We start from the raw sequence: 20778 nt of genomic DNA, 5'->3' as shown, positions 1-20778 counted from the left end.
CGCCGCGGACGGCATGAGGACCCTGCGCCGCCAGTACGGCGCCCAACCCGCCGGAGACCGACGATGAGCGACCTCTTCCCCACCGACGACACCCTCACCCTCGAGCGGCTGCGCACCCGCCTCGCCGAGGACGCCGCACGCGACGGGCTCCTCGACGTCGCCTACCGGCAGGTCGACTCCCCCGTCGGGCCGCTGCTGCTCGCCGCGACCGACCGCGGGCTCGTCCGGGTCGCGTTCGCGTTCGAGGACCACGACCGCGTCCTCACCGACCTCGCCCAGCGGGTCGGCCCGCGCGTCCTGCGCGCCCCCGCCCGGCTCGACGCCGTGGCCCGCCAGCTCGAGGAGTACTTCGACCGCTCTCGCACCGCGTTCGACGTCGACGTCGACCTCGCGCTGTCCCACGGGTTCCGCCGCACCGTCCTGGAGCACCTGCGCACGATCGGCTACGGGCGGACCGAGAGCTACGCGGAGGTCGCCGGGCACGTGGGCAACCCGCGGGCGGTGCGTGCCGTCGGGTCGGCGTGCGCGACGAACCCGCTGCCGATCGTCGTGCCGTGCCACCGGGTGCTGCGCAGCGACGGCGGGATCGGTGGCTACCTGGGCGGGTTGCCCGCCAAGGAGCTGCTCCTCGCGCTGGAGCGCGCGGCCTGAGCCGGCCGCCGGTGGCGGGTCACGGTGCGGGCGACGTCCCCTGCGGGCGCGCAGGGACTGCTCAGCCCACCACGCACCAGCCGTGAGGGGGCAGGACGACGGTGCGGCCGCCGTCGACGACCGCCCCTGAACCGGCGAGCGCCGTCGCCGGCTCGTGGCCGGCGACCGGGACGTCGGACGGCAGCCCCCAGCGCACCTCGTCGTCGTCCGTGCTGAGGAGGACGACGAGCGCCTCCTCCCCGGCCGAGACGCGGTAGACGAGCAGCGGGTCGGAGACGTGGAGGACCTCGAGACGCGCGTCGTGCAGCCAGGGGTGCCGGCGGCGCAGCCCGATGAGCTCCTGGTGGCGGTGGAACACCGGCAGGCCGAGAGGGCTGAGGTCGGCAGGCGTGGCCGGGAAGGCCGGGCGGACGGCGTCGTCGCCTCCCTCGCGCTCCTCCTTGACGCCGGTGAACCCGTGCTCGTCGCCCGCGTAGACGCACGGGGTGCCCGGCACGGTGAGGAGCACCGCGAGCGCGTGGTCGAGGTGCCGGGGGTCGGTGAGGCGGCTGGCGATCCTCGTGACGTCGTGGTTGCCGACGAAAGTCAGCGGCGCGAACGCGTCGGAGAACTCGTCGTGGCGACGCAGGGCGTGGTCGAGCTCCCAGAGGTTGCGGTCGTTGAGCGCGCTCCACACCGCCTTCCACAGCTCGTACTGGGTCACCGAGTCCATCCCGGAGCTCGCGACGATCCCCTGGTAGTCACCGTGGATGACCTCCCCGACGACGTACACGTCCGGGTGGCGGGCGCGCACCCGGTCGAGGACGGGCTTCCAGAACGTCGGCGGGACGGCGTAGGCGGCGTCGAGGCGCCAGCCGTCCGCGCCGCGGTCGAGCCAGTACGTCATCACCCGCTCGACGTGCTCGGCGACGGCCGGCTCGCCGTGGTCGAGGGCGACGAGCGCCGAGTGGCCCTCGAAGTCCTCGTGGGTGGGGGTGCCACCGCCGTCGGGCGCCTGCGGGTCGGGCCAGTGGAGGCGGAACCAGCGCGCGGCGGGTGAGTCGGGCCCGTCGGCGAGGGCGCGGCGGAACATGGCGAAGTCCTGGCCGACGTGGTTGAACACCCCGTCCAGGACCACCCGCAGCCCGCGCTCGTGGGCCGCGGCGAAGAGCGCGACGAGGTCCTCCTCGTCACCCAGGCGCGGGTCCACCCGGAGGTGGTCGGTGGTGTCGTAGCCGTGCGTCCGCGAGTCGAAGACCGGGCCGAGGAGGATGCCCGAGGCACCGAGCTCGACGGCATGGTCCAGCCACGGCTCGAGCCCGGCCAGCCGGTGACGGACCTCGTCACCGACCTCCGCGCGCGTCGGCTCCGCCCCGAGGAAGCCGAGCGGGTACACCTGCCACAGGACCGCGTGCCTCACCCAGTCCGGCTCGTTCATGCGAGGCGCTCCTCCCCTCCCGCCGTCCGGTGGCGGGTCTCGTCGGTCGTCGACGTTACTGGTCCTGCGCGCGGCGGGCGGGGTGAGGGGCGCCGTTGTGACGCAGACGTCGGCGCCCGTGCGGAAGTCGACTGTCGCGCACAAGTCGGCTCTCGCGCGGAAGTCGGCTCTCGCGCGGAAGTCGGCTGTCGCGCACAAGTCGGCTGTCGCGGGGAGGGGGAGGGGGCCGGGGGCCCGGGGGGCGGAGGGCCTGGGGCAGAGGGCTGGTCCTGGGGGCGGGAGGGGCGGCGGGTCAGGGGGTGGGGCGGCCGTAGGTCTCGAGGAGGCGCAGCCAGATCTCGCTCATCGTGGGGAAGGCCGGCACCGCGTGCCACAGCCGGTCGATCGGCACCTCGCCGGCGATCGCGACGCTCGCCGCGTGCAGCAGGTCCGCGACGTCCTGACCCACGAGCGTCGCCCCGACGACGACGCGCCGGTCCTCGTCCACGACCATGCGCGCCCGGCCCGTGTACCCGTCGGCGTGGATCGCGGCGCCCGCGACGGCTCCGAGGTCGTAGTCCACGACGCGCGTGCGCAGGCCCGCGTCCTGCGCGCCGGCAGCCGTCAGCCCCACCGACGCGACCTGCGGGTCGGTGAAGACGACCTGTGTGGCGGCGAGGTGGTCGGCGGTCGCGGCATGGACGCCCCACCGGACGTCGTCCACGGGTCGGCCCGCGGCCCGGGCGGCGATGACGTCCCCGGCCGCGCGCGCCTGGTACTTGCCCTGGTGGGTGAGGAGCCTGCGGTGGTTCGCGTCGCCGACGGCGTAGAGCCACTCGATGGGCTCCCCCGCCCCGTCGAGCACCCGCAGCGTCTCGTCGACCTGCAGCCATCCGCCCTCCAGGCCGACGGTCTCCAGCCCCAGGTCGGACTGCGGCTCGCGGCCGGTCGCGACGAGGAGCTGCGCGGCACGCACCGTCCGGCCGTCGTCGCACTCGACCTCGCGCACGCCGTCGGCCACCCGCACCCGCGTGGCCGAGACGCCGCGGCGCACGTCCACGCCGCGTTCCTCCAGCGCCTCGCCGACGAGCTCGCCGGCGAAGGGCTCGTACCCGCCGAGCAGCCGGCTGCGCACGAGCAGCGTCACCTCGGCACCGAGATCGGCGAACGCGCCGGCGAGCTCGCAGGCCACCACCCCGCCGCCGATGACGACCAGGCTGTCGGGGACCTCGCTCGCCTCGAGCGCCTCCCGGTTGGTCCACGGGTGTGCCTCGCGCAGCCCCGGGACGTCGGGAACGACCGGGCGCGTGCCGGTGCACACGGCGACGGCGTGCCGGGCGGTGAGGACCTGCTCCGCGGCGTCGGCGCCGATCACCGTGACCTCGCGCTCCCCGGTCACCCGACCCCGGCCGCGGACGAGGTCGATGCCGGCCGACCGGAGCCACTCGACCTGGCCCGCGTCGTCCCAGCCGCTCGCGAAGGACGTGCGCCGCTCGAGCACGGCGCGTACGTCGAGGTCGCCGGTGACGGCCTGCCGTGCGCCCCCGACCCGCTGGGCGCCGCGGCGCGCGTCGGCCGGGCGCAGCAGTGCCTTGGACGGTGTGCAGGCCCAGTAGCTGCACTCCCCGCCGACGAGGCGGTCCTCGACGACGACGGCGCTCAGCCCTCCCTGCACGGCGCGGTCGGCGACGTTCTCCCCGACCGGCCCGGCCCCGACGACGACGACGTCGTAGCTCGCGGACATCTCGGTCCCTCTCGACGGTCGGACGACGTCCTGGGACCCTACGCTCGGGACGTCCGCCCCGCACCCGACCGAGGAGCGCCATGATCGAGTTCCGCGCGGTGACCAAGCGCTTCGGGGACGCGGAGGCGGTCTCCTCCCTCGACCTCGTCATCCCCGCCCGCCGCACCACGGTTCTCGTCGGCTCGTCCGGCTCGGGCAAGACGACGGTGCTGCGGATGATCAACCGGATGGTCGACCCGACCTCCGGGACGGTGGAGATCGACGGCACCGACGTCCGCGAGCGCAACCCCGTCGAGCTGCGCCGCGGCATCGGCTACGTCATGCAGAGCGCCGGGCTGCTCCCCCACCGTCGCGTGCTGGACAACGTCACCACCGTCCTGCGGCTCACCAAGGTGCCCAAGGCCGCGGCCCGCGAGCGAGGGCTGGAGCTCATGGACACCGTGGGGCTGGACCGGGGTCTGGCCGAGCGCTACCCGCAGGAGCTGTCCGGCGGGCAGCAGCAGCGGGTCGGGGTGGCGCGCGCGCTGGCCACCGACCCGAACATCCTCCTCATGGACGAGCCGTTCGGGGCCGTCGACCCGATCGTGCGCACCGAGCTGCAGGAGGAGCTGCTGCGTCTCCAGCGCGAGCTCGCCAAGACGATCGTCTTCGTCACCCACGACATCGACGAGGCGTTCCGCCTCGGGGACACGGTGGTCCTCCTCGAGCAGGGCGGGCGGATCGCCCAGCAGGGCACCCCGGCGGAGATCCTCGCCGCACCGGCGTCGGACTTCGTCGCGAGCTTCATCGGCGCCGACCGCGGCCGCCGCCGGCTGCGCGTCGTCGAGGTGGACGGCCGACGCCTCGCCGTCGACGCCGACGGCCGGCCCGCGGGCGTCCTGGAGCACTGATGGACTGGTTCCTCGCCAACACCGGGCTCGTCACCGACCTCGCCCTCCGCCACGCCCGGCTCAGCGTCGTGCCCATCGTGCTCGGCCTCGTCCTCGCGCTGCCGCCCGGTGTCCTCGCCTGGCGCCGTCGCCGGGCGCGCGGGCCGATCCTCGCGGCCTTCGGCCTGCTCTACACGATCCCCTCCCTCGCCCTGTTCGTCCTGATCCCCCCGCTCGTCGGGATCAGCTTCCTGTCCGAGCTCAACGTCCTCATCGCGCTCACCATCTACGCCGTCGCGCTCATGGTCCGCTCCGTCACCGACGCCCTCGAGGCGGTCGACCCGGCCGTCCGCTCGGCGGCGACGGCGCTCGGGTACTCGGCGTGGGGCCGGTTCTGGGCCGTCGACCTGCCGCTCGCCGGCCCGGTGCTCCTCGCCGGGCTGCGGGTCGTCGCGGTGAGCACGGTGAGCCTCGTGACCGTCGGCGTGCTCATCGGCACCCGCAGCCTGGGCTACCTGTTCACCGACGGCCTCCAGCGCGGGATCGTCGCCGAGATCGTCACCGGGATCCTCGCGACCCTTCTGCTCGCCGTCCTCTTCGACGTCCTCCTCGTCCTCCTCGGCAGGCTCCTGCTGCCGTGGACGAGCCGGCGTGCCGCCCGGGCCGGACGGCGCGTCCAGCTCACCGCGGGAGGTGCCGGATGACGCTCTTCGCCGAGGCGTGGGCCTGGCTCACCGCACCCGAGCAGTGGACCGGGAGGGCAACAGTCCTCGACCGGGTCGGTGAGCACCTGCAGTACACGCTGGTGGCCCTGCTCGTCTCGGCCCTCGTCGCCGTCCCGCTCGGCTACCTCGTGGGCCACACCGGCCGCGGCCGCCAGCTCACCGTCGCCCTCGCCGGCGCCGGGCGCGCGCTGCCCTCCCTCGGCCTGCTCACCGTCCTCACCCTCCTCGTCGGGGTGGGGAAGGCGGACCTCGCCGCGACCGTCGTCTTCGTCGTCCTCGGGGTGCCCTCGGTGCTCGCCGGCGCCTACGCCGGGGTGGAGAACGTCGACGGCGCGGTCACCGACTCCGCCCGCGCGATGGGCATGACCCCGTGGCAGGTGCTGCTGCGCGTCGAGGCGCCCCTCGGGCTGCCGCTGCTCGTCGGCGGGCTGCGCAGCGCGGCGCTGCAGATCGTCGCGACCGCCGTGCTCGCCGCCTACGTCGGGCTGGGCGGCCTGGGCATCTACATCCTGCGCGGGATCTCGCTGCGCCGCTACGACGAGATGCTCGGTGGCGCCATCGCCATCGTCGCCCTCGCCGTCGTCCTGGACGCCGTCTTCGCGGTCCTCGGCTATTTCGCTGTGCGGGTGGCGGGCGGACAGGGCAGGCTCTCCACGTCGACGGAAGGACACCGATGAAGACCTCCCGCGTGGCCCTGCTGGCCACTGCCGTGCTCACGCTCGCCGCCTGCGGGTCGGGTGACCCGCTCGCCGAGCCGACCGAGGAGGAGGCGTCGGCGGCCGACGACGCCGCCGTCGTCGTCGGCTCCCAGGCCTACTACTCCAACGAGATCCTCGCCGAGATCTACGCCCAGGTGCTCGAGGACGCCGGCCTCGACGTGTCCCGCCAGTTCCAGATCGGCCAGCGCGACGTCTACCTCCAGGCCCTCGAGGGCGGCGAGGTCGACGTCATCCCGGAGTACACCGGCAACCTCCTGCAGTTCTACGTGCCCGACACCGAGGCGCGCAGCTCGCAGGACGTCGCCGCGGCGCTGCCGGACGCGCTGCCCGAGGGTCTGACGGTCCTCGAGTACGCCGAGGCGCAGGACGCCGACTCCTACAACGTCACCGCCGAGTTCTCCGAGGAGAACGGCATCACCAGCCTGGCCGACCTCGCCGGCTACGACGGCGAGATCACCGTCGGTGGCAACGCCGAGCTCGAGAGCCGCCCCTACGGCCCGGACGGGCTGCAGGAGTTCTACGGCGTGGACGTCGACTTCGTCGCCATCGGCGACAGCGGCGGCCCGTTGACCAAGGACGCGATCCGCGACGGCACCATCACCATGGGTGACATCTACACCGCCGACCCGGACCTCGCCACCGGCGACTTCGTCACCCTCGAGGACCCGGAGAGCATGATCCTCGCGCAGAACGTCGTCCCGCTCGTCACCGCGGACCGCGCCGAGGAGCTCACCGACATCCTCGCCCCGGTGAGCGCGGCCCTCACCACCGAGGAGCTCATCGCGCTCAACGCGCGCAGCGTGAACGAGCAGCTCGACTCCGCCACGATCGCCACCGAGTGGCTCACCGAGCAGGGCCTCGTCGGTGGTGGGCGGTGAGCGCCGCGACCGACCTGCTCCTCGACGGGTGGTCGCGCATCGAGGGCTCGGTCCACCGCGCCGGTGAGGGACTCGGGCCCGAGGACCTCGCCGTCCGGCTCGACCCGGACGCGAACTCGATCGGCTGGCTGCTGTGGCACCTCACCCGGGTGCAGGACGACCACGTCTCCGAGGTCGCGGGCCGGGAGCAGGCGTGGACCTCCGACGGCTGGGACGCCCGGTTCGACCTGCCGGTCGGCGGGGTGGGCTACGGCCACACGTCGGCCGAGGTGGGGGCCGTCCGCGGCTTCGGTGCCGGCCTGGTGCTCGGGTACTACGACGCCGTCCACCAGCGGTCCGTCGAGTTCATCCGAGGGCTGCGGGACGAGGACCTCGACCGGGTGGTCGACGAGCGCTGGGACCCGCCGGTGACCCTCGGGGTACGGCTGGTCAGCGTCCTGGACGACTGCCTCGAGCACGCCGGCCAGGCCGCCTTCGTGCGCGGGGTGCTCGAGCGCCGGTCCTGACCCCGCACGCGCCGGAGGCGCCCCCGCCGGGGACGCCTCCGGTGCCGTGCCGCGGGCTCAGCGAGGGACCGTCGCCGTCGCCGCGCGGTACTGCCGCCAGCCACCGTGGCTGGTGATCTCGGGGTGCTGCTCGGCGCGCTCCCGCTCGAAGAGGATTCCGGGCACCACCCGCCCGTCGGCGAGCTCGACGGGGCCGCGGTAGAGCCCGGGCGGCTCCCCCTCGATGACCTTGAGGAGCACCTCGGTGGGGACGAGGTAGAGCTCGCCGCTGATCGAGGCGCCGGTCTCGCCGGGCCCGACCTCGTACATGCCCGGGTGGACGTCGCCGATGGTGTGCACCCGGTAGCGGGGTGCGGTGGCCGTCTCCTCGACGAACTCCGCGCCGGTGAGGTTGTCGTGCAGCTCCAGGCCCCGCATGAGGGTGCCGTTGACGAAGAGCACCTCGTCGTCGAGCGGGCGGTCGGTGTCGTGCCGCTCCTTCCACCCGAACCCGGCGAGGACGATGCCGAGGAACAGGTAGCCGATGGTGACACCCGGGGAGGCGTTGACCGCGACCTCGACCGCGTTGATGAGGCCGAAGAAGGAGAGTACGGCGGCGATGCCGGCGGTGATCGCCGCGGCGTACATCCGCCGGTCGATGACGAAGCAGGCGATGGCACCGACGAGGATGCCGACGAGCACGGCGCCCTGGCCGAGCAGGTGCAGGCCGTCGTAGACGACGCCGTTGGCGACGAGGACGTCGATGCCGACCTCCTGGGCGGTGGTGCCCGCGGAGGACAGCGCGTTGTTGATCTGGCCGGTGGCCCACTCGGCGATGCTCGGGATCATCGCCAGGACGATGGCCGGCGCGTAGCGGCGGGCGTTGACGTTGAACGCCTGCGCCCCGATGACCAGACCGATGTAGAGGAGCACCGGGACGAGCGCCTGCATCGGGAAGACGGCGAGGAACAGGCCGACCACCCCGGTGAAGCAGACGACCGCGACGACGACGCCGGTGGCCAGGGAGTAGCCGATCCGGCCGCCGACGGCCTTCCAGCCCGGGTGGCCGATGTAGACGGCAGGCGGGAAGGGCGAGCCGAGGAAGGAGCCGATGATCGCGCCGAGGCCGTCGGCGGCGAGCACCTGGCGGGCGGAGTACCGGTCGCCGGCGGCGGCGGCGGACTCGACGTTGGTCATGCCCTCGGTGAAGTTGTAGATGCCGAGCGGGATGGCCGAGGCGAGCAGCGGGGCGATGTCCGCCATGCCGGTGATGACGTCGCCGGTCGGGAAGGGCAGCCGGAGCGCGAGGTCGCTCACCGCCTGGGAGACGGCGCTGGGCTCGAGGATGCCCGACCAGCCGGCGGCGACGGCGATCCACGCGATGACGGTGGAGACGATGACGGCGAGCAGCCCGACCGGGACGCCGAAGGGCATCGGCCGGTTGGCCAGCCACCCGACGAGGATGAAGCCGAGGGCGACGAAGGCGATCCAGGGGGCCTGCCACATCTGAGCGGCCGGGCTCATCGAGATGAAGGTGATGGAGATACCGGCGAGGGCGCCGAGGAGGGCGGCACGGGGGGTGATCTTGCGCAGCCAGGGACCGAACATCGCCCCGAGGAGGACGATGACGCCGATGATGAACGCCCAGGTGAGGCCGGCGCGCCAGGCGGCGAGCGGGTCACCGGTCGACAGCGCGACGGGCAGCATGACGACGAAGACGACGATGAAGGTGTGCGGCACGCTCGGCCCGTAGGGCAGCGCGGTGACGTCGGTGCGGTTCTCCCGGCGGGCGAGGCGGCGGGCGAGGATCGCGTACCAGATGTTGCCGAGCGGCAGCGCGATGCCCAGGGCGGGCAGGATCCTGCCGTAGACGGTGTCGCCGGGGATCTGGACGACCGTGAGGCACAGCCCGGTGAGGACGATGACGTTGAGCAGGACGTTGGTGCCGAGGCCGAACAGGCCGTTCCAGTCGCCCTTGGTCCACCACTTCAGGCGGGGACCGGTCGCGGTGGCGCTCATCGTCCCGCTCCGTCCTCGGTGGCGCCGAGCGCGTCGAGGAGCTGCCCCGACTGCCCGACCCAGCCGACGATCGCGCCCTGGGCGGAGAACATCCGCAGCGCCGACTCGTGGAACTCCGGGAAGTAGGAGCTCGTGCAGTCGGCGAGGACGAGGCACTCGAAGCCCCGGTCGTTGGCCTCCCGCGCGGTGGACTGCACGCACACCTCGGTGGTGACGCCGGTGACGACGAGCTGGGTGATGCCGCGGGCGCGGAGGATGGTCTCGAGGTCGGTGGCGTAGAAGGAGCCCTTGCCCGGCTTGTCGAGGACGACCTCGCCCTCGACGGGCGCGAGCTCGGGGATGATCTCGTGGCCGGCGGAGCCGCGGACGAGGAGGCGGCCCATCGGGCCCTCCTCACCGATGCGCAGGCTCGGGTTGCCGCGGTCGCGCTTGGCGGGGAAGAGGTCGGCGAGGTCGGGGCGGTGGCCCTCGCGGGTGTGGATCACGGGCCACCCGCGCCGGCGGAACTCCGCGAGGACCCCGCGGGTGGGCTCGATGGCGGTACGCAGCGTCGAGACGTCGTTGCCGAGCGACTCCCCGAAGCCACCGGCCTCCATGAAGTCACGCTGGAAGTCGATGCACAGCAGGGCGACGTGGTCCGGGTCCAGTGGGAAGGCGAACGGGTCCGCTTTCACGGTGATCATGGCAACTCCTGTTCCTGGCGGGGGGTGGGGATCATGTGGAGGTCGGGACCGACGTGGTTCCCGGCAGTGAGGTGGGTCCCGGTCCGTCCGGTGAGCGCGTCACGGAGGTTGGGCAGGGACGTGATGATCGCGTGCTGGCCGCCGGCGTCGACGAAGGCCAGCGCCGACTCGACCTTGGGGCCCATGGAGCCGGCGGGGAACTCCCCCGCCGCGAGGTGCTCGCGCATCTCCTGCGCGGACACGGTGCGCAGGGCGCGCTGGCGCTCGGTGCCGTAGCCGACGTAGACCTCGTCGACGCCGGTGACGAGGACGAGGGTGTCCACGCCGGTGCTCGCGGCGAGCAGCGCCGAGGCCCGGTCCTTGTCGATGACGGCGTCGACCGAGCGCCACCCGGCCTCGTCGCGCGCGACCGGGATGCCACCGCCCCCCGCGGCGACGACGACGGCACCGGACTCCATGAGGACCCGGATCTGCTCGGACTCCACGATGTGGCGCGGCCGCGGGCTCGGGACGACCCGGCGGAAGGTACCCTCGCCGGTCTGGGTGACGCGCCAGCCCTCCTCGGCCGCCCGGCGGCGGGCGACCTCGGCACCCATGACGCCGCCGATCGGCTTGGTCGGGTCGTCGAAGGCGGGGTCGGCGGCGTCGACCTCGGCGTGGGTGAGGACGGTGACCGCCCGCTCGGGACGCCCGCGCCGCACGAGCGCGTTGTCCACAGCGACGGAGAGGATGTGGCCGATCCCGCCCTGGCTGTCGGCCACGGCGAGCCACAGCGGCAGGTCGGGCAGCCCCTCGACGTCGGCCTCGGCGGCGACGAGCTCGCCGCGGCGCAGGATGTAGCCGACCTGCGGCCCGTTGCCGTGGGTGACGAGGACGGTCCACCCGTCGCAGACGAGGTCGGCGACGAGGTCGCCGAAGGTAGCTGCCCGCTCCTGCTGACGCTGGACCGAGCCCGGCTCCCCGTCGAGGACGAGGGCGTTGCCGCCGATCGCGACGAGCGCCGTGCGGGTCAACGCCCGGCCTCCTCGTGCAGCGCGGCGACGGCGAGGAGGAAGACCTCGGGCGGCGCCTCGACGATGCCCGCGCCGATCTGCCCGATGCCGGCCTCGCGGTGGGCGATGCCGGTGTTGATGACGGGCAGGACGCCGGTGTCGAGCACCTTGAGGACGTCGATGCCGCTGGGGCTGCCGGCGAAGTTCAGCGGCGGGAGCGGGTAGGCGGGGTGCGGGCCGAGGGTGATGCGGCGCATGCGCACCGTCGTCTCCAGCGCGTCGTCCGGCGTCCCGCCGACGAACTTCGTGATGGCCGGGGCGGCGGCCATCGCGAACCCGCCGATCCCGAGGGTCTCGGTGATCGCGGAGTCGCCGAGGTCGGGGTTGGCGTCCTCGATGCCGTAACCGGGGAAGAAGAGGCCGTCCGCTGGGCCGACCGGGGCGGTGAACCACCGGTCGCCGGTGCCGGCGACCCGCAGCCCGAACTCCACCCCGTTGCGCGCCATCGCGGTGACGAGCGTCGAGCAGGGGACCCCGTTCGCGGCGTCCATCGCGAGCTTGGCCGCCGCCATGGAGATGTTGAGCGCGAAGTGGTCGTTGCCCCCGAGGAACTCCAGCACCTCGACGCCGCGGTCCTGCTGCGCGACGGCCGGCGCGAGCTTGCGGGTGAGCAGACTCGTGGCCGCCATGTTGCGGTTGTGGCCCTCGTCGCCCATCGCGAGCGCCTGGCCGATGAGGGAGGTGACGTCGAGCGGGCCGTGCACCTGGAGCGCGGCGTCGAGCACGGGGCCGAGCACGTCGCGCATCCAGCGCAGCCGGGTGACGACCTCGTCGTCGAAGGCGCCGAAGCGCAGCACCTTGCCCAGGCCCTCGTTGAGCGAGGAGAAGGCCCGACGGCCCTCGTCCTCGACGACGACGACGGGCATCGACGGGGCGAGCACGCCGGCCATCGGGCCGACCGCCCCGTGGTGGTGGCAGGGCGCGACGCTGATCTGCCCGGAGTCGAGCAGCTCCTCCGCGCCCGCCCGGTCCTGCGCCCAGCCCTCGAAGATCGCGGCGCCGACGAGCGCGCCACGCATCGGGCCGCACATGCGCCCGACCTCGATGGGCGGCCCGGCGTGGAGCAGCGTCCTGCCCTCGGCGATGCCGGGGACGACGTCGCGGGCGGGCCGGACGCCCACGAGGCGAGGGCGGACGGCGTGCACCCGGGCGATCGCCTCGGCGTTGGCCTCACGGGTGGCAGGGGTGTCGAGCGCGACCGCCCGGGCAGCGGCGAGCGCGTCCCCGAACGCCGGCGGGCGCCAGTCGAGCTGGACGACGTCGGCGGGCGGCACGGCCTCGACGATGACCGGCAGTCCCGCGTTGAGGACCCGGACTCCGGTGGTGATCATGCGTTCTCCTCGGGGGTGGCGCCCACGAGCGCGGCGGCGGCGCGGGCGGCGGCGGCGTTGGACGGGTGGACGAGGACCCCGGCCTCCTCGAGGACGGCGCGCTGGGCGTCGAACCCCTGGGGGTCGGCCGCGGTCCCGCAGACGGACCCGAGGACGCGCAGCTCGCGTCCGTCGGCGGCGGCGGTGGCGATCGCCTCGCGGACGGCGTCCGCGAGCGGGGTCGCGGGGTCGGTGCTGGCGCCGTGGCCCAGGACGAGGTCCACGAGGAGCACCCCGACGTCGCGGCGGGCGCCGGCGGCGACGACGTGCTCGGAGCGGGCGGCAGGGTCGATCATCGGGTGTGGCCGGCCGGTGGTGAACTCGTCGTCACCGAGGTCGAGGATCTCGGCGGTGACCCCGGCGCGGCGCAGCACGACCGCCGACTCCGCGGCGAGGGTGCCGCCGGTGTAGAGCCCGAGGACCCCGCGCGCGGAGGGTGCCGGGGGCAGCGGTGGCGCCTCCGCCAGCCGCAGGCTCGTGCCGAGCAGCTCGGCGACGGCGGCTGCGCCACCCTCGAGCGTGCCGCGCACGGTCACCGGGCCGTCGGCGTCCTCCATACCGAGGAGGCAGGCGACGGCAGGCTTGCCCAGGCCCGCGAGCCGGTCGAGCAGCCGCTGCGCCACCTCGGGCGCGGGCGGCTTGGAGACGACGATGACGACGCGCGTCGCCTCGTCCTGGGCGAGGAGGTCGAGGGCGAGGTCGGTCATCCGGCCGCCGACCTCGACGGACAGGTCGCGCCCGCCGACGCCGATGAGCTGGGAGACGCCGGAGCCGGCGCCGTCGACCAGGCTGGCGACCTCCTGGGCGCCGGTGCCGGACGCCGCGACGATGCCCACGGGCCCCGGGGCGACGACGTTGGCGAAGCCGAGGGGCACGCCGTCGATGATCGCGGTGCCGCAGTCCGGGCCCATGAGGAGCAGTCGCTGCTCGACGGCCAGCTGCTTGAGCCAGACCTCCTCGGCGAGGGGGACGTTGTCGGAGAAGCAGAAGACGTGCAGTCCTGCCTTGAGCGCCTGCTCGACGACGACGGGGGCGTAGGTGCCGGGCGTCGAGACCGCCGCGAGGGTGGCGGGCGCGCCGCCGTCGCGCTCGGCGACGGCGAGGGCCTCGGCGATGGTCTGCGGGGCGACCTGCGCCCGCGGCCCGGACGGGGCGGCGACGGCCGTGAGGCCCTCCTCGGCGACGGCGAGCGCCTCCTGCACGATGTCGTCGTCCGCGCCGCGGACGACGATGACGAGGTCGTCGGGTGCGACGTCGAGGTCGGCGGGACGCATGTCGGACCGTTCGAGGATCTCGATGTTGGCGGGGGTGCCCATGACGGCGCCCACGCGCACGACGCCGTCTCGGCGCTCGACGGTCGAGGCCAGGGCCATGAGGGTCACCGAGTCCCGGTACAGCCGTGGGAACACCAGGGACCCGAGAACGGTCTGGGGGATGGCGCTCACGCGCTTCTCCTGTCTGTCGGTGGGATGTGGACGGTGGTGGGCGCGGACGTGACGAGGGCGGCCGCGGCCACCCCGCTCGCCAGGTCGAGTCCCGAGCTGGCACCCCACGCGCGGGCGGCGCGCACGGTACCCGGGACGAGCGCCGGGTCGGCGAGGGCGGCGACGAGGGTGTGGACGCGCTCGGCGACGTGCCCCTCGATCGCGGCGGCGAGCTCGTGCCGCGACAGCGCGGTCGTGCGGTCGAGCAGGTCGGGCAGTGCGCGGCGCACGGCCGCGGCGGCGAGGGCGGCCCCGGACCGGTCGAGGCCGGCGAGCACGCCGACGACGACGTCGTCCCCCGCGGGCGTGGAGCCCGGTCCGGCGCCGACGAGGGCGGTGAGGTGCGCCCCGATGTCCGCTGGCCGCGCGAGGGCCGCGGCCACGAGCTCGCGGGCGGCCCGGCGCTGGGGTGCCGGGCTCATCGGCCCGGTGGAGCCGGTGGCGACGCACGCCGCCCAGAGCGCGACGGCAGCGCGCCGGTCCACCGGCCCGGGGGTGAGGGTGAGGTCCTGCCAGGAGACGCTGGGGGTCTCGGCCCAGCCCGAGACGTCGAGGGTGGCGCTACGCCGTGCGGTGTCCGCGAGGGCGCGCAGATCGGCCTCCGGGATGCGGGCGCCGCCGGGGACGAGCCCGTGTGCCGGGCCGGTGACCGGGAGCAGGCGGGCGCCGTCGGCGAGGAGCACGACCGACTGTCCGACATGGACGACATGGACGATCTCGGCAAGGGGCCACGGTGTCGTCCCGCGCCCGAGGCGAGCTTCCGTCGGCACCGCCGCCGTCTCCCTGGACATACAGACAACGTAGGGTTCGGGTGGGGCCCGGGGCAGCGTCCGAAACAGACGGCGTCCGCGCCTGCCGTTGTCCGAAAGTGACAGTGAGGGATGCAATGAGCCACGTGACGGTCCGGGAGATCATGACCCTGACACCCCTGGCCGGGACATACGTCCTGGGGGGCTCGGACGGTCTGGACCGGGCGGTCTCCGGCGTCAACGTCATGGAGGTCCCCGACATCGAGCCGTACGTGACGGCCGGGGAGCTCCTCCTCACGACGGGCTACCCCGTCCGCGAGCGCCCGGAGCGGCTCGTCGAGATGCTGCCCGAGCTGGCCGCCCGCGGGCTCGCCGGCCTGGCGATCAAGCCGCTGCGCTACCTCGACCGGCTCCCCGACAACCTCCGCGAGACGGCCGAACGGCTGCGCTTCCCGGTCCTCATCGTCCCGGACCACACCTCCTTCAACGAGGTCATCGGAGCCGTGCTCGCCGTCGTCCTGGCCGACTACGGCGCCGAGCCCTCTCGCGCCGAGGCGATCCGCGAGCGGCTCACCGGGGTCGCGCTCAGCGGCGGCGGGCTGCGGGAGATCGCCCGCACGCTCGCCGGGGCGCTCGACCGGCCGGTGACGGTCATCGACGAGGAGGGCGTGGTCCTCGGCGCGAGCGACGCGACGTCGTTGCACACCGTGGCGGCGGGTCCGGCCGCGACCGGGACGGCGGAGGACTCCCGGCGGTGGCGGTTCGCGATCAGCGTCGCGGGCGCCCGCCGGGGCGAGATCGTCGTCGGCGGGGAGCAGGAGCCGACCCTCGGCCAGCGGCGCATCATCCGCCAGTCCTGCTTCGCCGCCGGCATGCACATGGCGCAGGCGCTGGCGAGCATCGAGCTCGACCGGCGGCTGCGGGTGCTCTTCCTCGAGGAGATCGTCACCGGGCCGCGGATGGACGAGGGGGCGCTGCGCCAGCGCGCGCGCCTGCTCGGCTGGCATCTCGACGGGCCGCACGCCGTCCTCCTCGCGACGTGCGGTGCCGAGCTCGGCGACACCGCGGTCGCCCAGGCCGCCGAGCGGGCGCTCGGTCCCGACGCGCTCGCGTGGTGCCGGGGGCGTGCCGTCGTGGCGATCACCGGGGTGTCCACGTGGGAGCGGGCACCGGAGCGTCGCTGGCAGGAGGAGCTCACCCGCCTGGGCGGCGGCCCGGTCACCGTCGCGGCGGGGTCCGTCGTCGCCGAGCCGGCCGCGCTGGCCACCAGCCACGGCGCCGCGCAGGAGGCACTGCGCGTCGCGCAGCTGACGGGGCAGGCCGCCGTGCGCCACGAGAACCTCACCCTCGAACGGCTCATCCTCGCCGCACCGCCCCAACAGCTGCGTGAGTTCGTCGAGCAGCAGGTCGGGGACCTCGTCCGGCACGACGAGCAGACCGGCGGGGACCTGTGCCGCACGCTCGAGGTCTACCTGGGCCTGGGCAACGCGGCGGAGGCAGCCCGACAGCTCTACATCCACTACAACACCCTCAAACACCGCCTCGTACGCATCGCCGAGCTCACCGGCACCGACCTCCACGACCCGCGCGCCCGCCTCCAGCTCGCCTTCGCCCTCGAGGTGCGGGCGCTGCTCGGCGAGACACACGCCGACGCCCCCCGCTCCTCCTAGACTCGGGCACATGCGCTCACCGATCTCCGAGGACGACGTCGACGAGCTCGAGCTCTCCACGCCCGACCACCGGCGCGTCGCCGACCAGCTCATCGAGTGGGGCGACCACCCCCACCCCAGGGACGAGCTCTCCGCCCGTGAGCTGCTCACCGCGGCCGGGGAGCAGCTCGAGCTCGCCGGGGACCCGCAGGCCGCCGAGGTCGTCTACCGCCGGGCCGTCGTGGCCGAGGGCGTCAGCGAGCTCGATCCCCGCTCCCACCTCATGGCCCTGCTGCTCGAGCGGGGTGACACCGAGCAGGCGCTCGTCCTGGACACCGAGCTGCGCCGGAGCCGACCGTCCGACGCCGCGACCTACGAGTACATGGCCGACGTGTGGGCCGACCACGGCGACGACCGCCGAGCCCTGGGCTGGGTGACGCGCGGGATCCTCGCCCACGAGGAAGGCCCGGGCTTCTCGGGCACCGACTTCGCGATGCTCTGTCTCATGCGCTGGCGCATCCGCGAGCGCGAGGGCCAGGAGCCCGACGACTACGACCTCGTGGGGATCGGCCTGGACGAGCGGCTCGACCGCGCCCAGGAGGAGCACCGGCCGCACTGACGCAGTCCGGGGACCTGCCCGTGTGTCGCGAAGCATCGCAGGATCGCGCCCACCCGCTGACCGGCAGCTGACACCGCGCGCTGGGGCTGAGGCACGCCGGCCCACGGACCCCCTTCTTCGCCCGTCGCGCCCCGGCATCCTTCAGCGCACATACTGACGACGTGACCCACGAACACCAGCCGCGCGACCCGACGGGTGGTCCGACCCTGAGCGACGGCGTCGACCCTGCCGACCGGCAGCGCGTCAAGCGCGACGGCCCGCTCCACACGGCCGTCGTCGTCAACCCGGTACGGGTCGAGAACCTCGACGAGCTGCGCACCACCATCGAGGCAGCACTGGCCGAGGCGGGGTGGCCGGCGCCGCTGTGGTTGGAGACGACCCCGGAGGATCCCGGGGCGGGACAGGCCCGCCGGGCGGTCGAGGACGGTGCCGAGGTCGTCTTCGTCAGCGGTGGGGACGGGACCGTCCGCTCGTGCATCGAAGGCCTGGCCGGCACGGAGGCCGCGCTCGCCGTGCTGCCGGCCGGCACCGGCAACCTGCTGGCGGCCAACCTGGGCCTGCCGGACGAGCCCGCCGAGGGTGTCCGGCTCGCCGTCGACCGCGGCCGCCACCTGCTCGACCTCGGCGAGGTCGACGGCCAGCTCTTCGCCGTCATGGCCGGCATGGGCTTCGACGCGAAGCTGCTCGACGACGCCTCGACCACGCTCAAGGCCCGCATCGGCTCACCCGCGTACGTCCTCTCCGCGCTCAAGCACCTGCGCGACCGTCCGATGCACGTCGAGATCCGCGTCGACGACGACCCGCCCCTCCGGCGGCGCGCCCGCACCGTCATCATCGGCAACGTCGGTCGCCTCCAGGGCGGCGTCCGCCTCCTCGCGGATGCCGAGCCCGACAACGGCCGGCTCGACGTCGCCATCCTCAGCCCCCGCCACCTCTCCGACTGGGCGGCCCTCGCGTGGGGCGTCCTGCGCCGACGCGACCGCGTGCGCCGGATGGAGGTGCTCCGGGGCTCGCGAATCACGGTCACCAGCGACCGGGAGCAGCCCTGCGAGCTCGACGGCGACGTCATCGAACCGCGGCGCACCCTCACCGCGTCCGTACGGCCCGGGGCGCTGTGGCTGTGCGTCTACCAGCCCGACAGCAGCGCGGACCTCGTCGAGGGCTCACCCAAGGAGCGGTAGCGCCAACGCGCCGGACCCCGCTCGGCCGAGGGACCACCTGCATGCGCTGCCGGCTCGGGTCCGGCCCGCGAGGGCAGCGAGACGGCAGGCCACGACGCCGCTCGCTGAGCCGTTCCCGGACGCGTCACACGGTTGTCATCTTCCAGGGAGTACGCTCCGCAATTACCACGCATGGACGTGGTATTTGCTCATCCTTTAGGAGGAAAGTGTGACCAAGGGAGCCGTCGTGCCGGAGGAGACCGCGCACGACCACGAGGAGTACATGCTCGAGCCAGTCCCGCCGGAGGCGCGACGCGGCACCTTCGGGCTGGCGATGGTCTGGGTCGGGTTCGGCTTCGTCGTCACCGGCCTCATCGTCGGCGGTCAGCTCGCCGGTCAGGGCGGCGCCGCCGGCATGCCGTTCGGGCTCGCGATGTCGACCATCGCGACCGGTGAGCTCATCCTCTTCGCCCTCACCGTGCTGCTCGGCATCCCGGCCATGCGCACCGGCTTCAACCTCGCGCTGCTGTCCCGCTTCTCCTTCGGGAGCAAGGGCTTCGCGGTCCCGATGGTCGTCATGGCCCTCCTCACCCTCGGCTGGTTCGCCTCGATCCTCGGCATGATCGCCGACATCTGGGGCAGCCTCCTCGGCAACCCCACCGGGATCACCGTCATCGACCCGGCTTCCTTCGGACGTCCCGACGTCGCCCCGGTGAGCCTCGAGGTCGTCCTCAGCTGCATCGCCTTCGGCGCCCTGTTCACCTGGACCGCCTACCGCGGCATCGCCGCGATCGAGAAGGTCGCCATCCCGGTGGCACCGTTCGTCCTCATCGTCGCCCTCGGCGTCGGCGCCGGGATGCTCTCCGACAACGGCGGCTGGGGCACGATGGTCGAGACCGCCTCCACCCAGTCCGGCCTCGGCTTCGGCTCCGGCGTGACGATCGTCGTCGGCGCCTGGATCGCCGGCGCGATCATGGGCGCGGACATCATGCGCTACGCGAAGAACGTCGGCGCGGTCCTCATCGGCGCCGGGGCGTGCTTCATCCTCACCAACCCGGTCCTCAACGTCGTCGGCTACATCGGCGCCGTCACCACGGGCGACTCCAACTTCGTCAACTGGATGTACGACCGCGGCATCCTGCTCGCGATCATCGGCGTCATCGTGTGGACCACCTCGCTGTGGACGACGAACAACTCCGAGCTGTACTCCAACTCCCTGTACACCGGCCCCGCGCTCAACGCCTTCGGCGTGCGGGTCAAGCGCACCAAGATCGTCCTCATCGTCGGTGTCATCGGCACGATCCTCGGCTCGCTGGCCTTCTACCAGCTGTTCTTCGTCGACTTCATCACCGTGCTCGGCGCCGCCTTCGTCCCGCTCGTCGGGCCGATCCTCGCCGACTACTACCTCGTGCGCCGCAACGAGTTCACCGCCGAGTCCTACCGCCGCCAGCCGGCGGTGCGGTGGCCGGGCGTCATCTCCTTCCTCGTCGGCGCGACCCTGGGCCTGCTGTTCCAGTACGTCTGGCCGCTGCCGTTCGGCTTCTCCTCGGGCATCGCCGCGCTCCTCATCACGGTCGTCCTCCACGTCGTCCTCCACTACGCGCTGCGCGGCCGGACCTCCGGCCCGGTGGAGGATGTCACCGGGGAGCCCGTGACGCGCACGGCCCACTGAGCGAGAGAGAGGAACTACCCATGGCCAAGGACATCAAGGTCTGCATCGGCGTCCACGTCGACGCGGTGGCCGGATGGCTCGGCTCCTACGGCGGCCAGGACTCCCCCAACGACATCCAGCGGGGCATGTTCGCCGGCGAGGTGGGCGTCCCCCGCCTGCGTCGCCTCCTCCAGCAGCGCGAGCTGCCCGCCACGTGGTTCGTGCCCGGCCACTCGATCGACACCTTCCGCCGGGAGATCGGTGACGTCGCGGAGGCCGGCTTCGAGATCGGCTGCCACGGCTACAGCCACGAGAACCCGGTGGCGATGACCGCCCAGCAGGAGGCCGACGTCCTCGGGCGCTCGATCGAGCTCGTCAAGGGGCTCACCGGCAGCGCACCGACGGGCTACGTCGCGCCGTGGTGGGAGATGAGCGAGCGCACCGCCCAGCTCCTGCTCGACAACGGATTCTCCTACGACAACTCCCAGAGCTACGACGACTTCAGCCCGTACTACGCACGGGTCGGGGACACGTGGACGCACGTCGACTACTCCAAGGACGCCGCGGAGTGGATGAAGCCGCTCGTGCGTGGCCGTGAGGTCGACCTCGTGGAGATCTCGGCGAACTGGTACGTCGACGACCTGCCTCCGATGATGTTCATCAAGGCGAACGCCAACTCCCACGGCTTCGTCGCCCCGCAGGTCATCGAGCAGCTCTGGAAGGACCAGTTCGACTGGGTCTACCGGGAGATGGACTACGGCGTCTTCCCCTTCACCATCCACCCGGACGTCTCCGGCCGGCCGCAGGTGCTGCTCATGCTCGAGCGCATCTTCGACTACATCTCCGGGCACGACGGGGTGGAGTGGCTGACGTTC

General features: G+C 73.6%; 19 protein-coding genes. 11 read left to right on the top strand and 8 right to left on the bottom strand.

Features of this window, described 5'->3' with window-relative positions:
* Window positions 1-63 precede the first annotated feature (63 nt).
* A complete protein-coding gene (locus FHE66_RS15265; RefSeq protein ID WP_176554603.1) occupies window positions 64-651 on the top strand; it encodes a methylated-DNA--[protein]-cysteine S-methyltransferase in 588 nt (195 codons plus the stop codon).
* 61 nt (window positions 652-712) lie between these two features.
* On the opposite strand, the gene FHE66_RS01830 is transcribed toward FHE66_RS15265, so the two are convergent.
* Together FHE66_RS01830 and FHE66_RS01825 are read right to left on the bottom strand one after the other, a co-directional pair.
* On the bottom strand, window positions 713-2068 hold the full coding sequence (locus tag FHE66_RS01830; RefSeq protein ID WP_139071287.1) for an alpha-amylase family glycosyl hydrolase: 1356 nt from the start codon (window positions 2066-2068) through the stop codon (window positions 713-715).
* 292 nt (window positions 2069-2360) lie between these two features.
* Window positions 2361-3791, bottom strand: coding sequence for an NAD(P)/FAD-dependent oxidoreductase (locus FHE66_RS01825; RefSeq protein WP_139071286.1), 1431 nt, complete (start codon window positions 3789-3791; stop codon window positions 2361-2363).
* Window positions 3792-3871: 80 nt separating this feature from the next.
* Here FHE66_RS01825 and FHE66_RS01820 point away from each other — a divergent pair, with 80 nt between their 5' ends.
* The 5 genes from FHE66_RS01820 to FHE66_RS01800 are packed head-to-tail and all read left to right on the top strand — an operon-like array spanning window position 3872 to window position 7488.
* Window positions 3872-4681: an ABC transporter ATP-binding protein gene (locus FHE66_RS01820; RefSeq protein WP_139071285.1), complete on the top strand. Its 810-nt coding sequence runs from the start codon at window positions 3872-3874 to the stop codon at window positions 4679-4681.
* Entirely contained in the window at window positions 4681-5364 is a 684-nt protein-coding gene (locus FHE66_RS01815; RefSeq protein ID WP_139071284.1) for an ABC transporter permease, read from the top strand. The genes FHE66_RS01820 and FHE66_RS01815 overlap by 1 nt, the downstream gene beginning before the upstream one ends.
* Complete coding sequence (locus tag FHE66_RS01810; protein WP_139071283.1) at window positions 5361-6062, top strand: ABC transporter permease; 702 nt, start codon at window positions 5361-5363, stop codon at window positions 6060-6062. The genes FHE66_RS01815 and FHE66_RS01810 overlap by 4 nt, the downstream gene beginning before the upstream one ends.
* Window positions 6059-6982: an ABC transporter substrate-binding protein gene (locus FHE66_RS01805; protein ID WP_139071282.1), complete on the top strand. Its 924-nt coding sequence runs from the start codon at window positions 6059-6061 to the stop codon at window positions 6980-6982. The genes FHE66_RS01810 and FHE66_RS01805 overlap by 4 nt, the downstream gene beginning before the upstream one ends.
* Window positions 6979-7488 (top strand): DUF664 domain-containing protein, encoded by a 510-nt coding sequence (locus FHE66_RS01800; RefSeq protein ID WP_139071281.1) that lies wholly within the window; start codon window positions 6979-6981, stop codon window positions 7486-7488. Before FHE66_RS01805 ends, FHE66_RS01800 begins: the two co-directional genes overlap by 4 nt.
* Before the next feature lie 57 nt (window positions 7489-7545).
* On the opposite strand, the gene FHE66_RS15685 is transcribed toward FHE66_RS01800, so the two are convergent.
* Genes FHE66_RS15685 through FHE66_RS01770 form a run of 6 tightly spaced genes read right to left on the bottom strand, consistent with a single transcriptional unit; the run spans window position 7546 to window position 14866 of the window.
* A complete protein-coding gene (locus FHE66_RS15685) occupies window positions 7546-9486 on the bottom strand; it encodes a gamma-glutamylcyclotransferase (protein ID WP_139071280.1) in 1941 nt (646 codons plus the stop codon).
* Window positions 9483-10169 (bottom strand): cysteine hydrolase family protein, encoded by a 687-nt coding sequence (locus FHE66_RS01790; RefSeq protein WP_139071279.1) that lies wholly within the window; start codon window positions 10167-10169, stop codon window positions 9483-9485. The genes FHE66_RS15685 and FHE66_RS01790 overlap by 4 nt, the downstream gene beginning before the upstream one ends.
* Window positions 10166-11182 (bottom strand): carbamate kinase, encoded by a 1017-nt coding sequence (locus tag FHE66_RS01785; protein WP_139071278.1) that lies wholly within the window; start codon window positions 11180-11182, stop codon window positions 10166-10168. Before FHE66_RS01785 ends, FHE66_RS01790 begins: the two co-directional genes overlap by 4 nt.
* Entirely contained in the window at window positions 11179-12552 is a 1374-nt protein-coding gene (locus FHE66_RS01780; protein ID WP_139071277.1) for a DUF1116 domain-containing protein, read from the bottom strand. The genes FHE66_RS01785 and FHE66_RS01780 overlap by 4 nt, the downstream gene beginning before the upstream one ends.
* Window positions 12549-14036, bottom strand: a complete 1488-nt coding sequence (gene fdrA, locus FHE66_RS01775) for an acyl-CoA synthetase FdrA (RefSeq protein WP_218013585.1) — start codon at window positions 14034-14036, stop codon at window positions 12549-12551. Before fdrA ends, FHE66_RS01780 begins: the two co-directional genes overlap by 4 nt.
* The gene (locus FHE66_RS01770) at window positions 14033-14866 is read right to left on the bottom strand and encodes a DUF2877 domain-containing protein (RefSeq protein ID WP_139071276.1); all 834 of its coding nucleotides are present in this window, start codon (window positions 14864-14866) and stop codon (window positions 14033-14035) included. Before FHE66_RS01770 ends, fdrA begins: the two co-directional genes overlap by 4 nt.
* 95 nt (window positions 14867-14961) lie before the next feature.
* On the opposite strand from FHE66_RS01770, the gene FHE66_RS01765 reads away from it, so the two are divergent.
* The 5 genes from FHE66_RS01765 to FHE66_RS01745 form a co-directional block, all read left to right on the top strand.
* Window positions 14962-16494: a PucR family transcriptional regulator gene (locus FHE66_RS01765; protein ID WP_139071275.1), complete on the top strand. Its 1533-nt coding sequence runs from the start codon at window positions 14962-14964 to the stop codon at window positions 16492-16494.
* A 10-nt stretch (window positions 16495-16504) separates the two neighbouring features.
* The gene (locus FHE66_RS01760; protein ID WP_139071274.1) at window positions 16505-17092 is read left to right on the top strand and encodes a type IV pilus biogenesis/stability protein PilW; all 588 of its coding nucleotides are present in this window, start codon (window positions 16505-16507) and stop codon (window positions 17090-17092) included.
* 161 nt (window positions 17093-17253) lie between these two features.
* On the top strand, window positions 17254-18273 hold the full coding sequence (locus tag FHE66_RS01755; RefSeq protein ID WP_230976508.1) for a diacylglycerol kinase family protein: 1020 nt from the start codon (window positions 17254-17256) through the stop codon (window positions 18271-18273).
* A gap of 208 nt (window positions 18274-18481) precedes the next feature.
* Complete coding sequence (locus tag FHE66_RS01750; protein WP_218013584.1) at window positions 18482-19924, top strand: cytosine permease; 1443 nt, start codon at window positions 18482-18484, stop codon at window positions 19922-19924.
* Window positions 19925-19944: 20 nt separating this feature from the next.
* A partial coding sequence (locus FHE66_RS01745; RefSeq protein WP_139071324.1) for a polysaccharide deacetylase occupies window positions 19945-20778 on the top strand: 834 nt, incomplete at its 3' end.

This window comes from Georgenia sp. 311, from assembly GCF_006151955.1.
In the GTDB taxonomy this organism is placed as follows: Bacteria; Actinomycetota; Actinomycetes; order Actinomycetales; family Actinomycetaceae; genus Oceanitalea; species Oceanitalea wutianyii.
The sequence above is the reverse complement of the archived record's forward strand: the minus strand, read 5'-3'. Positions and strand labels throughout refer to the sequence as shown.

What these genes read in the sequence shown, in the direction of transcription:
- FHE66_RS01815 (WP_139071284.1), top strand. Translation starts at nt 4,681, where the DNA reads ATGGACTGGTTCCTCGCCAACACCGGGCTCGTCACCGACCTCGCCCTC.
- FHE66_RS15265 (WP_176554603.1), top strand. Translation starts at nt 64, where the DNA reads ATGAGCGACCTCTTCCCCACCGACGACACCCTCACCCTCGAGCGGCTG.
- FHE66_RS01805 (WP_139071282.1), top strand. Translation starts at nt 6,059, where the DNA reads ATGAAGACCTCCCGCGTGGCCCTGCTGGCCACTGCCGTGCTCACGCTC.
- FHE66_RS01765 (WP_139071275.1), top strand. Translation starts at nt 14,962, where the DNA reads ATGAGCCACGTGACGGTCCGGGAGATCATGACCCTGACACCCCTGGCC.
- FHE66_RS01790 (WP_139071279.1), bottom strand. Translation starts at nt 10,169, where the DNA reads ATGATCACCGTGAAAGCGGACCCGTTCGCCTTCCCACTGGACCCGGAC.
- FHE66_RS15685 (WP_139071280.1), bottom strand. Translation starts at nt 9,486, where the DNA reads ATGAGCGCCACCGCGACCGGTCCCCGCCTGAAGTGGTGGACCAAGGGC.
- FHE66_RS01770 (WP_139071276.1), bottom strand. Translation starts at nt 14,866, where the DNA reads ATGTCCAGGGAGACGGCGGCGGTGCCGACGGAAGCTCGCCTCGGGCGC.
- FHE66_RS01825 (WP_139071286.1), bottom strand. Translation starts at nt 3,791, where the DNA reads ATGTCCGCGAGCTACGACGTCGTCGTCGTCGGGGCCGGGCCGGTCGGG.
- FHE66_RS01810 (WP_139071283.1), top strand. Translation starts at nt 5,361, where the DNA reads ATGACGCTCTTCGCCGAGGCGTGGGCCTGGCTCACCGCACCCGAGCAG.
- FHE66_RS01780 (WP_139071277.1), bottom strand. Translation starts at nt 12,552, where the DNA reads ATGATCACCACCGGAGTCCGGGTCCTCAACGCGGGACTGCCGGTCATC.
- FHE66_RS01760 (WP_139071274.1), top strand. Translation starts at nt 16,505, where the DNA reads ATGCGCTCACCGATCTCCGAGGACGACGTCGACGAGCTCGAGCTCTCC.
- FHE66_RS01830 (WP_139071287.1), bottom strand. Translation starts at nt 2,068, where the DNA reads ATGAACGAGCCGGACTGGGTGAGGCACGCGGTCCTGTGGCAGGTGTAC.
- FHE66_RS01820 (WP_139071285.1), top strand. Translation starts at nt 3,872, where the DNA reads ATGATCGAGTTCCGCGCGGTGACCAAGCGCTTCGGGGACGCGGAGGCG.